Source organism: Plantactinospora solaniradicis, assembly GCF_042658085.1.
Taxonomy (GTDB): Bacteria; Actinomycetota; Actinomycetes; order Mycobacteriales; family Micromonosporaceae; genus Plantactinospora; species Plantactinospora solaniradicis.
Genome location: NZ_JBHSPR010000001.1, coordinates 55613 through 68427, shown reverse-complemented (window position 1 = coordinate 68427; position 12815 = coordinate 55613). Strand labels below are relative to the sequence as shown.

Genomic DNA, 12815 nt, shown 5'->3' with positions numbered 1-12815 from the left:
GCTCCTCCGTGGGGGCGGAACTGTCGGATGTGGCTGGGATGGTTGCGGGTGTGGGCGAGACGGTGCGGTACACCTACCGGTTGCGTCCCGGTGCGACCGCGCGGGCCGCGCTGCTTGGCGAGTGGGGGCGGTGTCGCTGGTTGTGGAACGAGGCCGTCCACCAGTACAAGACTGGCCGTAAACCCACCTTCGGCGGGTTGTCGAAGCTGTTGACCGAGGCGCGGGCCCGCTCGTCGTGGTTGCGGGACGGGTCCCAGGTCGCCCAGCAGCAGACGCTGCGTACCTACGCTCTGGCCCTTCAGCACTCCTTCAGGGTGAAGGGACGCGGCCGGCCGAGGGTCAAGCGGTTGAAGGACACCCTGCCCAGCCTGGAATACACCACGCGTGGGTTCTCGATCCGCGACCGTCGGCTGCGGCTGCCCGGCGGCGTCAGCGTTCCCGTCGTCTGGTCCCGTGAGCTGCCGGCCGATCCGACCAGCGTCCGGGTCTACCAGGACACGCTCGGGTACTGGTACGCGTCCTTCGTCATGTGCCGCGACACCACGCCCGCGCCCGAGGTCGAGGGGGCGATCGGTGTCGACTGGGGTGTCACGACGACCGCGACGACCACCGACCCCGTCTACGACCTGCCGCATCACGGCCACCGCAAACGCTGCGCCGCCGAACTCGCCAAACTCCAGCGCAGGATGAGCCGCCGTCGGCGCCCCAGGGGTGTCAAGCCGTCGAACGGCTACCTGCGCGCCAAACGCCAGGCGGCGAAGGTGGCGAAGAAGGCAGCCCGACAGAACATCCACGACGCCCGTGTCTGGGCGAAGAAGGTCGTCGACAACCACGCCCTGATCGCCGTGGAGGACTTCAAGCCGAAGTTCCTGGCCAGGTCCCGGATGGCGCGTAAGGCCGCTGATGCGGCGATCGGCGCGGCGAAGCGGGAACTGGTCGAGCGTGGCTCGCGGGCGGGCCGGAAGGTGGTGCTGGTGCCGCCCGCCTACACCACGATGACCTGCTCGCAGTGCGGTACGAGAACCAAGAACCGCCTCGGGCTGGGTGTCAGAGTCTTCCGATGCGACACCTGCGGACACACCGCGTGTCGGGACCGGAACGCCGCGAGGACGATCCTCGCCACGGCAGAGCGTGACCGTGCTGGTGCTGACGACGTGAGACATGCGATCACCTCCTTGCAGGATGGTGCTCGGGTGCGGTCCGAGCCAGAAATCCCCCGGCTTCCAGCCGTGGGGAAGCGTTAACGGGGCCCTCCGGTCAGGTGGACGAACAGGTCCTGCATCGCGATCGGCTCCAGTTCGAGCCCGGTCTCGACGGCCCGCCGCCGCTGGTCCTCGTCGAGTTCGCCGTAGACCATCGCCGACTTGGTCGGGCCGAGTTGGCGGGTGCCGAGCACGGTCAGCCCGGTGGTGAAGGTGTCGACCTGCTCGGCGGGCCCGGTCACGGCCCGGCCCCGGGACAGCAGCGTCTCGGTCTCCTCGTGCACCACCAGCCGGCCCCGGTCGATGATGAGGACCTCCTCGAACAGCGAGCTGATCTCCTCGATCAGGTGTGCCGAGAGGATGATCGTGCGGGGGTGCAGCATGTAGTCGGCGAGCATCGCCTCGTAGAAGGCGTACCGGGACGGCACGTCCATGCCCAGGTACGACTCGTCGAAGATCGTCAGAGGTGCCCGGCTGGCCAGCCCGATGACCACTCCCATCGCCGACTGCTGGCCCTTGGACATCTCGCCGACCTTCGCCTTCGGCTTCAGTTCGAACCTGTCCATCAGGGAGCGGGCGTAGTCGCCGTCCCAGTTCGGGCGCAGCCATTCGGCGAAGTAGACGGCGTCCTCGGCCGTGCCGATCTTCACCGTTTCGCCGCCGTCCCGGATCATGATGATGTTCCGGGTGACCTCGCCGTTCTCGAACACCGGTCGGCCGTCGACCCGTACGGTGCCGGCGGACTCCCGGCGGAAGGCGGCCAGTACGGAGAGCAGGCTCGTCTTGCCGGATCCGCTGCGGCCGAGCAGCCCGTAGATCTTGCCGCCCGCCAGGTTGAAGGTCAGTCCGTCCAACGCGGTGGTGTCGCCGTAGCGCAGCACCAGACCCTCGACGTCGATCCTCATCACTGCTCGCGCTCCTCGATCCGACGTACCACGTCACGAAGCGGAATGCCGATGGCCCTGGCCTCGGTGATCATCGGATCGACCACCTCGGCGAAGAAGCTCTCCCGGCGTTCGGCCCGGAGCGTGTCCCGGGCGTCCGGGCTGACGAACATGCCGATACCTCGTTTCTTGTAGAGGACGCCCTCGTCGACCAGTTGCTGGAACGCCTTGGCCGCGGTCGCCGGGTTGATCCGGTAGAAGGTGGCGTACTGGGTGGTGGACATGACCTGGTCGTCGCCCTTCAGCGCCCCGCTCAGCACGTCAGCCTTGATCCGGCTGGCGATCTGCCGGTAGATCGGGCTCCGGTCGTCGAACATGTCAACCCGCTTCTCTGGTTCTTTACTCTACCGAAGAACCATAGAAGCAGACCACGCCCGACGTCAATCCCTGTCCCGGCCCATCGAGCGGGAACGCGAACTGGATCATCCGGCCGTACGGTGGGGCGATGACGAACCCGCTGCGAGTCCTGATCTCCGCCGACCTGGAAGGCGTCTCCGGGATCGTGCACGTCGTCGAGACCAACCCCGGGGGCTACGACTACGAACGCGGTCGAGCACTGATGACGGCCGAGGTCAACGCCGCCGTCGCCGGGGTGCTGGAGGCCGAGCCGGGCGCCGACGTCAGCGTCGCGGACGCGCACGGGACGTTCCGGAACCTGCTGCCCGAGGAGTTGGACCGCCGGGTCCGACTGGTACGCGGCAAGCCGCGCCCGCTGGGCATGATGGCCGGTCTCGAAGCCGGCGTCGACGCGGTGCTGTTCATCGGGTACCACGCCAGGGCCGGCGCCGGGCCGGGCGTACTGGCTCACACGATCAGCGACGCCGTGCTCGACGTACGACTCCACGGGGAATCGGTGGGGGAGATCGGGCTCAACGCCGCCCTCGCCGGCCACTTCGGCGTACCGGTCGTGTTGGGCAGCGGTGACGACGCCGCCTGCGCCGAACTCGGGGCCCTGGTGCCGGACGCGGTGACGGTCGAGGTCAAGCGGGCGCTCGGCCAGGCCGCCGCCGAGACGCTGCATCCGCAGGAGGCCCGGGACCTGATCCGCCGGTCCGCCGCCGAGGCGATCCGTCGACGGGACCAGGTGCCGCCGGTGTCGACCAGCGGACCGGTCGAAACCGAGATCGACCTGTACGGCCCGTACACCGTCGACCTCGCCACGCTGGTGCCCGGCGTCTCGCGCGCCCCGGGAGGCCGGACGGTCACCTTCACCGGCCGGGACATCCTGGAGGCGTACCGACTGATCCAGCTCGTGGTCCAGCTCGGCCAGATCAAACCCGGCTGACCGGGTCTGTGCCGGCGCCGGACTCCTGGGGAAAATCTGTAATCCGCAGGCGGTTACCGCGTCTCCTGATCGGAAGCGCCACGGCGGGCTCGGCAGCGGGTGCGCCGAGCCGGGACGAGTCCCCGGCGCGGACCGGGCGCGGACCGGGCGCGTCAGCATGCGATGAGAGTGAGGCAACCATGTCCGGAACCGGCCGGGTCGGACCCGACACCGGGATGGTCGTCGCGGCCCGCGCGGGTGACCCGCGTGCCCTCGACGCGCTGGTCGCCAGCTCGCTGCCGCTCGTCTACAACATTGTCGGGCGGGCGCTGAACGGGCATGCCGACACCGACGACGTGGTCCAGGAGACCCTGCTCAGGCTGGTCCGGCACCTGTCCGAGCTGCGCGATCCGGCCGCGTTCCGCTCCTGGCTCGTGGCCATCGCCGTCCGGCAGGTCCGGGACTGGCAGCAGCGCCGGGCGAGCACCCAGCCCACCGGGGCCGTGCCGGGCAGCCCGGACGACGTACCCGATCCCGGCGCCGACTTCGCCGAGTTGACCATTCTCCGGCTCGGTCTCACCGACCAGCGCCGCGAGGTCGCCGAGGCGACGCGGTGGCTCGACCCCGACGACCGGGAACTGCTCGCCCTGTGGTGGCTGGAGGAGACCGGCGAGCTGAACCGCGCCGACCTCGCCGCCGCGCTCGGACTCTCCGCCGAGCACACGGCCGTCCGGGTACACCGGATGAAGGAACAACTGCACACCGCCCGTACGGTGGTCCGGGCGCTGCGGGCCCGGCCCCGGTGCCCCGACCTGTACGCCGCCGCCGGGGAATGGACCGGCGAGCCCAGTCCGCTGTGGCGCAAGCGACTGTCCCGGCACATCCGGGGCTGCGTCCGGTGCCTGCGCCAGGATGCCGACCTGCTCCCCATCGACCGCCTGCTCGCCGGGCTGCCACTGCTGCCCCTACCGGCGGGTCTCGGCGAGCAGTTGTCGGCCGCCACCACGAGCGCCGCCAGCTTCGCCGGCCCGGGCTCCGAACCGACCGCCGCGTACCCCAGTGCAGGGCAGGCGGCCCCGTCGTACTCCGGTGCCGCCCCGTCGGCCGCGTCACACGCGGCACCGGCGACCGGGCTCGGCAAGGTGTTCGGGGTCGGGGCGGGTGGGCTGGCCGGGCCCGTCACGGTCGCGGCGGCGGTCGCCGGCCTCGTCGTGGCGGTGCTGCTGGCGGTGCAGTTGACCAAGCCGTCGGCACCGGAGGCCACCGCCGCCGATCCGGGAGGCGCCGCGACCGCCCCGGCCGCCGCCACCCCGACGCCGACCCCCACCGTCAGCGGGGTCACCCCGACGCCGCGCCGGCCCACCCCGACGCCCACGGCCCGGACCTCGACCCGAGCCGCCGCACCCGCAGGGCCGGCTCGGACGTCCGACAAGAAGGGCGTGGCGGTCTGGAACTTCTCCGGCGTCAGCCAGGCGCTCGGCCAGTCGAAGGCGAGCTGGTACTACACCTGGTCCACGCACCACCAGGGAATCAGCACCCCGAGCGGGGTGGACTTCGTGCCGATGATCTGGGGTCGGGACAACGTCGACAGCCGCAGCATCGCCCAGGCCAAGAGCGCCGGGCCGTACCTGCTCGGCTTCAACGAGCCGGACATGGCGGGGCAGGCGAACATGAGCGTGGACGAGGCGCTCGGCCTGTGGCCGAAGCTCGCCGCCACCGGAAGCACCCTGGGCAGTCCGGCCGTCGCCTTCGGCGGCGCCACTGCTGGCGGCTGGCTCGACCGGTTCATGTCCGGCGCGAAGTCGCGCGGCTACCGGGTCGACTTCATCGCGCTGCACTGGTACGGCGGGGACTTCGTCACCGCCAACGCCGTGTCCCAGCTCAAGCAGTACCTCCAGGCGGTGTACCAGCGCTACCGGCTACCGATCTGGCTCACCGAGTACGCCCTGATCGACTTCTCCGACGGGAAGGTGCGGTTCCCGAGCCAACAGCAGCAGGCTGCCTTCGTCACCGCCTCCACGAAGATGCTGGGCGGCCTGTCCTACCTGCACCGGTACGCCTGGTTCGGCCTGCCCGCCACCGACAAGGACCTCAGTGGACTGTTCCGGACCGGCACCCAGCCGACGGCGGTGGGGCGGGCCTTCCAGGCGGCCGGCTGAGCCGGGCCTCTGCTGGACCAGGCCGCTGGCTCGCGCCTACCCGCCTGAGGTTTCCGCCGCCAGTTCGGTGACCGACTTGGCGATCCGGCGCTGGCGGGTCTCGGCCGTCTTCGCCCCTTCGACCGCGAGGACGTACCGGCTCCGCTGGCTGTACGACAGCGCGTCGAACCGCCGCCTCGCCTCCGGCTGCCGGTCGAGCGCGTCGGCGAGGTCCGCCGGCACGGTCACCTCCCGGGGCTCGGTGTCGAGTGCGATCTCCACCTCTACCTCGTCCCCGGCGGCGACTCCGGCCCGGGTACGGTTGTCCGCGCTGAGCGGCACCATGAAACGTCCACCCATCGAGGCCACGGTGCTCCGGTAGGTGTGCCCACCGACCGTCACTCGTACCGCCGGCCGCTTGCCGGCACCGAGACCGGTCACGACCTCGTCCGGTACGGGAAAGCCGGTGGCGGTCCTGCCGCCCAGCTCGATCGTCGTGCGGAACCTCATCTGCTCTCCCTGCACGCCCTCGGCTAGGCCCGAGCTTCGGTGATCTCCTTGATGAAGATAACCCCGTCGGTGTCTTCCAGGTGGTCGGGATCGAGCGGAAAGTAGCCGTGGTTGGTCGAGGTGTCGGTCCGGGTTGTCACACTGACTTCCGCGCCGCGCAGGGCGTCGGCCAGCCGTGCCGAGTTCATGACGTAACGGTCCTCCGGAAGGGCGGCGAGGACTCCCTCAAGAGTGTCCGCCGGTGGAACGTCGAGCCCTTGGTGCCGGGCGACGCCCAGGGCCGACGCCAGGAAGGCGTACTGATCGCCCACCTGGGCGTGGACGATCGCTCCGGCGCTCCACCACTGGAGGGTCCGGCCGGCCAGTGCCCCCCAGCCCGGTGGCAGTTCCCAGCGGCTCGGGTCCTTGCGCAGGTGGCTGTTGTGCGCGAACACGAGTGTCGGCCCTCGCCGTGCCTGGTTCTCCATGATCGCGTTCAGGTTGTCGGCCATCATCGCGTCCCGTACTCCGAGGAGCCGCGCCACGCGGGCCGGGGAGTTCTCCGCCATTCCGGCGTGGTACCGAAGCAGCCCCGCGCCGGTACGCCCGTGGAGCCGCGCCCGCCACCACTCCTCGTACGACGTCCTGGCGATCAGGTGTGGAGACTGCGACACGAGCAGCGCGAGCAGGTCGTCCGTGACCAGGCGTAGTTCCGTGACGTCGGTGGAGGACCCGACCGAACGCGTGGGGTCCATGGCCGCCTCGGGGTTGGTCCACCGCTCGTCGTCGCCGGTCAGCTCGATGATGGCGTCGGCGGTGCAGGGGATCAGGTCGGTGTCCACGTGGCTGGCGAGGTAGCCGTGCAGCGCGATGAGCGCGGCTTGGGGGCTGGCGGCGCTGGCCAGTTCGATGGGGGCGTCGAATCCGAAGAACCGGAGCCGGTCGACGGCCGGCCGGTCGCGATTGTAGCAGCGCATCCACTCGACGAGTTCGCGACTCGCCTCGGAGTTTCCGAATCCGTGGCTGAAGCCGTGCCGTATCACCCCGTCGAGCGAGCCCACCCCGTCGGCGACGAACCCGTCGACGAGCAGACCGGCGAGGCAGTCGCTCTCGATCGCGATCGACCGGTAGCCCTCGTGCTGGACGAGATGCCGGAACAGTTGGTTACGTAGCTCGGGAAAGGCTTCCTCGCCGTGCGTGGGCTCCCCGAGACCGAGCAGGCGTGGCCTCGTCGCCAGCGACCGGAGGAATTCCGTGGGCGCGGTGCCGAGGCCGCCATCGCCGCCATCGCGGTTGTCGGCGGCGAGGGCCCAACCGGCGTCATGGATCGAAGGGTGACCGGTCATGTCGAATCCCGTCCTACGTGGCGTGCCCGCATCGATGTCTCTACGGTATCGCTGAACCGACTGTTGAGACTTTGACGGTTGGCAACGTGGTAGGTTGCTGAAAGCCCTCAAATACTGGTGGATACCGTGCCCCGTGAGCGACTTCGTCCAGTCGACCTGGCGCGCGGACACGGACTCTCCACCCAGGCGGTCCGCAACTACGAGGACGCGGGCATCCTGCCGCCGGCGGACCGCACACCGAACGGCTACCGGATCTACACCCCGCTGCACGCCCAGGCCCTCCGGGTCTTCGCGGCCCTGGTACCGGCACACGGCCACCACACGGCGACCGCGATCATGCGAGCGGTGAACCAGGACGCCGTACAGGACGCGCTCATGCTGGTCGACGAGAGCCACGCGCAACTGCTCCAGGACCGGCACACCCTGCTCGCGGTCGAGACGGCCCTGCGCGACCTGACGACGGAAGAGCTGCCCGCCCCCGCCCAGGGCGGGGTGACGTTCGTCGGACCCCTCGCCCGGCGACTGGGGATCCGCCCCGCCACCCTGCGCAAGTGGGAACGGGCCGGCCTGGTCAATCCGCACCGGGACCCGAAGACCGGCTACCGCGTCTACACACCCGGTGACGTACGCGACGTCCAGTTGACGCACCAGCTACGTCGCGGCGGCTACCTGCTCCGCCAGATCGCCCCACTGCTGGAACAGGTACGGGCAGCCGGCGGAGTGGGCCCGTTGGAGACCGCCCTGACCGCCTGGCGCGACCGGTTGACGACCCGCAGCGTCGCCATGCTGGCGGCCGCGGGGGAACTCCACACCTACCTGGCACAGCGGCCCCCGGCACCGAATTGACGGGTGCCGCTCGTCCGGCGGGATCGGGCGGTCGGCGTTACGGTCGAGCCCATGGGTCCGGCACCGGAGCAGATACCAACCGACCTCGAAGGCCCGGCGGTCGGCGTCAGCGATCCACACGAACTGCTGTTGGGCTATCTCGACTGGTACCGGGAAGCGCTCATGCGCAAGATCGACGGGCTTCCGGAGGCGCGGCTGCGCGCCACCGTCCCGCCGCTCGGATGGTCGCCGTTGGGCCTGGTCAAGCATCTCGGCTGGGTGGAACGGCGCTGGCTGCGTTGGGGGTTCGACGCCGAGGACGTCGAGGCGTGGCCACCGGGCGGCGACGACGCCGAATGGCGGGTGGGCGACGACGAGTCCACGGCCGACGTCCTCGCGGCCTACCGCGACGAGGTACGCCGGGCCCGAGCGCTGGCCACCGGCGCCGACCTGGGCGACTCCGCCCGGGTCGGTGGGCGGTTCAAGACACCGGAGCAGGCACCGTCGCTCGGCCGGATCCTGTTCCACCTGCTCCAGGAGTACGCGCGGCACGTCGGCCACCTCGACATCGCCCGTGAACTGATCGACGGCACCACCGGCGAGTGACCGGCTCCGAACCCGGCGCCGCAGGAGCGTGGAGTACTACGCTGCTGGCGTGCAGCGTGTGCCCTTCTACGTCGCCGGCCGACCCGTGGACGGCGCCGAGACGCTGGTGGTCCGGCACCCGTACGACGGGCGGGAGGTCGGCCGGACCAGCCACGCCGACCCGGAGCAGGTCGATACGGCGCTGGCGGCGGCAGCGGCCGTCGCCGACCGGGCCGCGGCGCTGCCGGCCCACGTCCGGGCCGCCGCGCTCGACCACGTGTCCCGCCGACTCGCCGAACGGGCCGAGGAGGTCGCCCGACTGATCACCGCCGAGAGCGGCAAGCCGATCAGGTGGGCCCGGGTCGAGGTGAGCCGGGCGGTCGCCACCTTCCGCTGGGGCGCCGAGGAGGCTCGGCGCTGGTCCGGCGAGGTGCAGCGGCTGGACACCGAGCCGTCCGGCGAGGGCAGGGTCGCGCTGGTACGCCGCGTGCCCCGAGGGCCCGTCCTGGGCATCACGCCGTTCAACTTCCCGTTGAACCTGGTAGCGCACAAGGTCGCGCCGGCGCTCGCGGTCGGTGCCCCGATCGTGGTCAAGCCGGCCCCGGCGACGCCGTTGACCGCCCTGCTCCTCGGCGAGTTGCTGGCCGAGGTGACGGAACCGGCCGGGAGCGGTGGCGGGCCGCCGGCCGGGACCGGTGGCGGACTGCCGGCCGGGATGTTCTCGGTGCTGCCGGTGCCCAACGAGCGGGCAGCCGAGCTGGTCCGGGACCCCCGGCTACCGGTCGTCTCGTTCACCGGATCCGGCCCGGTCGGCGCGGACATCCGGCGGTCGGCACCGGACAAGCACGTCACGCTGGAACTCGGCGGCAACGCGGCAGCGGTGGTCTGCGCGGACTGGGCGGCCGACGACGACTTCCAGCGGGCCGCCGAACGGATCGCCACCTTCGGCAACTACCAGGCCGGGCAGAGCTGCATCGCGGTGCAACGGGTCTTCGTGCACGAATGGCTGCTCGACGGGTTCCTGCCCCGGCTGGTCGCGGCGGTTGCCGCGCTGCGTACCGGGGATCCGACCGACGACGCGACCGACGTCGGTCCGCTGATCGACGAGTCCGCCGCACGGCGGGTGGAGCGCTGGGTCGACGAGGCGGTGGCGGCCGGAGCCACCGTCGAGCTGGGCGGACGGCGGGAGGGCACGACCTTCGCGCCGACGGTGCTCACCGGCGTGCCGCCGGACAGCCGCGTCCGGACCGAGGAGGTGTTCGGCCCGGTGCTGGTGGTGGCCCCAGTGCCCGACGACGCCGCCGCGTTCGCCGCCGTCAACGACTCGGCGTACGGCCTCCAGGCCGGCGTCTTCACACACAGTCTCCAGACCGCGTTCGCCGCGTACCGGGCGCTTCAGGTCGGCGGCGTCATCGTCGGGGACGTGCCGTCGTACCGGGCCGACCAGATGCCGTACGGCGGGGTCAAGGGCAGCGGTGTCGGCCGGGAGGGCCTGCGGAGCGCGATGGAGGACTACACCGAGTCCCGGGTCATGGTGCTGACCGGGATCGACCTGTAGCCGGGACGCGCCGCCACCACGGGCCGTCGTCGCGTACCCGGACGGCGGGTCGGCCCGTGGAGCGCGAGCGGTTCGCGACCGGTTGGCGACCGGTTCGCGGCTGGTGCGCCGACTGGTTCGCGAATCGGCTTGCCAGGCGGCGACCACGCACTCATCCTGCGGCGGTGGACATGACGCTCGGAAGAAATGCCATGCCGCGCACCGTGGCCGAGGCGGAGGCCGTACAGGATCGGTTGCGGCCGCTGGTCGACCTGGTCGGGCCGGGGCCGACCGCGCCCCGGACGGTGGCCGGGCTCGACGTGGCGTACGCCGAGGACGGTGAACGGCTCGCCGCCGCCGTGACGGTGCTCGACGCCGCCACCCTGGCCGTGCTGGACACGGCGGTGACCACCGGCCGGGCCGCCTTCGACTACGTTCCCGGGCTGTTCGCCTTCCGGGAACTGCCGGCGCTGCTGACGGCACTGGACCGGTTGACCGTGCAGCCGGACCTGCTGGTCTGCGACGGACACGGGCTCGCCCATCCGCGCCGGTTCGGGCTGGCCTGCCACCTGGGCGTGCTCACCGGTCGACCGGCGGTCGGGGTGGGCAAGACGCCGCTGATCGGCGACTGGACCGAACCGGGCCAGCGGCGCGGCTCCTGGACGCCCCTGTTGGACGGCACCGAGCCGGTCGGACGGGTGCTGCGTACCCAGGATGGCGTGAAGCCGGTCTTCGTCTCGGTCGGCCACCGGATGGACCTGGACAACGCCTGCGCCCAGGTGCTCAGGCTGGCTCCCCGGTACCGGCTGCCGGAGACCACCCGGGCGGCAGACCGGCTGTGTCGCACCGAGCTGCGCAGATCCGCCGGACGGGGCTGAATCCCGGGCCCGTCGGGCGGGACGGCCGACCGTCAGTCCACCGGGGACCGGACCTCTTCGGGCAGATCCGAGGATTCGTTCGACGGTCGGCCGGGCATCACAGAGGTCGGCGTCCGGGTCACCGGTAGCCTGTGCCCCGGACCTGCACTGCGACGAGCGAGGTAATGATGTCGGTACGGCGTGGCGCGACCTGGCTGGCGACTGTCTGCGTGGCGTTCGGCGCGACGGTGTCGCTGGGTGCGGCTCCGGCCGCCGCCGAGGGGGAGTCGGTTCGGGTCCGGGCACCCAGCACGATGAACGCGGGTGGCTCGCCCGGCTCGGTGACGGTGAACGTCTCCATGCGCGGCGGCGATTGCGTGAACGTGCGTACCGGACTCGGCATACGGCTGCCGGGGCTGACCGCCGATCGGGTCGAGGTGCAGGTCGCGGCGGATGGCGCCTGGCGGCCGGTACAGGTCTCCGACGGCGGCGACGGGCTCGTCGTGGCCGAGCGCACCGCACCGGGCCGACCCGAGCTGTGCGCCCGCAAGAGCGTGTCCAGCCGCTACCGGGTGAGCCTGCTGGCGGGTGCGCCGGCCGGCAGGGTGACGGTGGTGGCGGAGGCGTACACCGCGGCCGGGAGGCTGCTGGGCCGGGACGCCGACACGGCCCGGGTCGGCGGCCGTACCGGGACCAGCCCCTCGCCGACCAGGAACAGTCCCACTCCGGAGCCGGTCGAGAGCCCGGTGGCCACCGAGGAGGCCGTGGTGCCGACCCAACAGGTGGCGGCCGCGCTGCCGAACCAGACCCCCGCCGGATCGGAATCCGGGAGTGGGCTCGGTATCGGCGCGATGGTGATGATCGTCGGCGTGGTGATGGTCGTGATCGGAATCGCCCTGCTGGTGCTGCTCATCCGGCGCGGCCGGGCGGATCGCCGTGCCCCGGCCGGTGGGCCGTCGACGACCGGTGCGCCGCCGGCCGGTGGATGGCAGACCCGGGTTCCACCGCCACCACGACCAGCGGTGTACGGCGGCGGCGCGGCCGGTGGCGCCGATCCGACGATGATGCTGCCGGGGGGTGGCGGTGACCGGACCGTCGCGCTGCCGGCCGGCGCCGATCCGACGATGATGCTGCCGGGGGGTGGCGGTGACCGGACCGTGGCGCTGCCCGGCGCTCCCGGCCAGACTCCCGGGCTGTTCGGTGCTGCCGGCCCGACCTCGGTGCGGCCCGGTGGCGGCGACCCGAGCCTGATCCCTGACCCGGCCCTGGGGCGGCCCGGTGGCGGCGACCCGACCCTGATCCTGCCCACCCGGACGCCGCCCCGGCAGCCCCGGCAGCCCCGCCCGGCGCCACCGCCGGCCGGCTCCGGGTCGCCGGAGACGTCGCCGACGCCGCCCGGTTCCGTGCCCTCGGGGACGTCGCCGTCGCCGACGCCGCCCGGTTCCGTGCCCTCGGGGAAGCCGCCGACCCCGCCCGGTTCCGTGCCGCCGGGGGAGCCGCCGACGCCGCCCGGACCGGATGCCACCCTGATCCTGCCCGCCAACCCACCAAAGCCGCGCTGAGCCCGGCGCCGGCCCGCCCGACGGGGCGCCACGGCAGTACCGACTCCGGCGCTCACCAGCGAAAAT

12 protein-coding genes are annotated in these 12815 nt (G+C 71.9%); 8 read left to right on the top strand and 4 right to left on the bottom strand.

What is annotated here, in order from left to right; translation table 11 throughout:
* Nucleotides 1-50: 50 nt before the first annotated feature.
* Entirely contained in the window at nt 51-1244 is a 1194-nt protein-coding gene (locus tag ACFP2T_RS00340) for an RNA-guided endonuclease InsQ/TnpB family protein (protein WP_377416014.1), read from the top strand.
* On the opposite strand, the gene ACFP2T_RS00335 is transcribed toward ACFP2T_RS00340, so the two are convergent.
* The gene (locus tag ACFP2T_RS00335) at nt 1241-2107 is read right to left on the bottom strand and encodes an ATP-binding cassette domain-containing protein (RefSeq protein WP_377416012.1); all 867 of its coding nucleotides are present in this window, start codon (nt 2105-2107) and stop codon (nt 1241-1243) included. The two genes, ACFP2T_RS00340 and ACFP2T_RS00335, sit on opposite strands and share 4 nt — an antisense overlap.
* The gene (locus ACFP2T_RS00330) at nt 2107-2463 is read right to left on the bottom strand and encodes a GntR family transcriptional regulator (protein ID WP_377416010.1); all 357 of its coding nucleotides are present in this window, start codon (nt 2461-2463) and stop codon (nt 2107-2109) included. Before ACFP2T_RS00330 ends, ACFP2T_RS00335 begins: the two co-directional genes overlap by 1 nt.
* 128 nt (nt 2464-2591) lie before the next feature.
* Between ACFP2T_RS00330 and ACFP2T_RS00325 the strand changes: the two genes are divergently transcribed.
* Both ACFP2T_RS00325 and ACFP2T_RS00320 read left to right on the top strand, forming a co-directional pair.
* The gene (locus ACFP2T_RS00325) at nt 2592-3431 is read left to right on the top strand and encodes a M55 family metallopeptidase (protein WP_377416008.1); all 840 of its coding nucleotides are present in this window, start codon (nt 2592-2594) and stop codon (nt 3429-3431) included.
* Between the two features lie 179 nt (nt 3432-3610).
* Nucleotides 3611-5569 carry a sigma-70 family RNA polymerase sigma factor gene (locus tag ACFP2T_RS00320; protein ID WP_377416006.1) on the top strand — a complete coding sequence of 653 codons (1959 nt, stop codon included), beginning with the start codon at nt 3611-3613 and terminating at the stop codon, nt 5567-5569.
* Nucleotides 5570-5605: 36 nt separating this feature from the next.
* On the opposite strand, the gene ACFP2T_RS00315 is transcribed toward ACFP2T_RS00320, so the two are convergent.
* Nucleotides 5606-6058 (bottom strand): YdeI/OmpD-associated family protein, encoded by a 453-nt coding sequence (locus tag ACFP2T_RS00315; RefSeq protein ID WP_377416004.1) that lies wholly within the window; start codon nt 6056-6058, stop codon nt 5606-5608.
* Nucleotides 6059-6081: 23 nt separating this feature from the next.
* Nucleotides 6082-7383, bottom strand: a complete 1302-nt coding sequence (locus ACFP2T_RS00310) for an erythromycin esterase family protein (protein WP_377416002.1) — start codon at nt 7381-7383, stop codon at nt 6082-6084.
* A gap of 126 nt (nt 7384-7509) precedes the next feature.
* On the opposite strand from ACFP2T_RS00310, the gene ACFP2T_RS00305 reads away from it, so the two are divergent.
* The 5 genes from ACFP2T_RS00305 (at nt 7510) to ACFP2T_RS00285 (ending at nt 12749) form a co-directional block, all read left to right on the top strand.
* Complete coding sequence (locus ACFP2T_RS00305) at nt 7510-8229, top strand: TioE family transcriptional regulator (protein WP_377416000.1); 720 nt, start codon at nt 7510-7512, stop codon at nt 8227-8229.
* 51 nt (nt 8230-8280) lie between these two features.
* The gene (locus tag ACFP2T_RS00300) at nt 8281-8814 is read left to right on the top strand and encodes a DinB family protein (protein ID WP_377415998.1); all 534 of its coding nucleotides are present in this window, start codon (nt 8281-8283) and stop codon (nt 8812-8814) included.
* 49 nt (nt 8815-8863) lie between these two features.
* Nucleotides 8864-10351 (top strand): aldehyde dehydrogenase family protein, encoded by a 1488-nt coding sequence (locus ACFP2T_RS00295; RefSeq protein ID WP_377415996.1) that lies wholly within the window; start codon nt 8864-8866, stop codon nt 10349-10351.
* Nucleotides 10352-10542: 191 nt separating this feature from the next.
* The gene (locus tag ACFP2T_RS00290; RefSeq protein WP_377417792.1) at nt 10543-11208 is read left to right on the top strand and encodes an endonuclease V; all 666 of its coding nucleotides are present in this window, start codon (nt 10543-10545) and stop codon (nt 11206-11208) included.
* Between the two features lie 167 nt (nt 11209-11375).
* Nucleotides 11376-12749 (top strand): hypothetical protein, encoded by a 1374-nt coding sequence (locus ACFP2T_RS00285; protein WP_377415994.1) that lies wholly within the window; start codon nt 11376-11378, stop codon nt 12747-12749.
* Nucleotides 12750-12815: the final 66 nt, after the last annotated feature.

What these genes read in the sequence shown, in the direction of transcription:
- ACFP2T_RS00315 (WP_377416004.1), bottom strand. Translation starts at nt 6,058, where the DNA reads ATGAGGTTCCGCACGACGATCGAGCTGGGCGGCAGGACCGCCACCGGC.
- ACFP2T_RS00300 (WP_377415998.1), top strand. Translation starts at nt 8,281, where the DNA reads ATGGGTCCGGCACCGGAGCAGATACCAACCGACCTCGAAGGCCCGGCG.
- ACFP2T_RS00285 (WP_377415994.1), top strand. Translation starts at nt 11,376, where the DNA reads ATGTCGGTACGGCGTGGCGCGACCTGGCTGGCGACTGTCTGCGTGGCG.
- ACFP2T_RS00290 (WP_377417792.1), top strand. Translation starts at nt 10,543, where the DNA reads ATGCCGCGCACCGTGGCCGAGGCGGAGGCCGTACAGGATCGGTTGCGG.
- ACFP2T_RS00320 (WP_377416006.1), top strand. Translation starts at nt 3,611, where the DNA reads ATGTCCGGAACCGGCCGGGTCGGACCCGACACCGGGATGGTCGTCGCG.
- ACFP2T_RS00310 (WP_377416002.1), bottom strand. Translation starts at nt 7,383, where the DNA reads ATGACCGGTCACCCTTCGATCCATGACGCCGGTTGGGCCCTCGCCGCC.
- ACFP2T_RS00330 (WP_377416010.1), bottom strand. Translation starts at nt 2,463, where the DNA reads ATGTTCGACGACCGGAGCCCGATCTACCGGCAGATCGCCAGCCGGATC.
- ACFP2T_RS00325 (WP_377416008.1), top strand. Translation starts at nt 2,592, where the DNA reads ATGACGAACCCGCTGCGAGTCCTGATCTCCGCCGACCTGGAAGGCGTC.
- ACFP2T_RS00335 (WP_377416012.1), bottom strand. Translation starts at nt 2,107, where the DNA reads ATGAGGATCGACGTCGAGGGTCTGGTGCTGCGCTACGGCGACACCACC.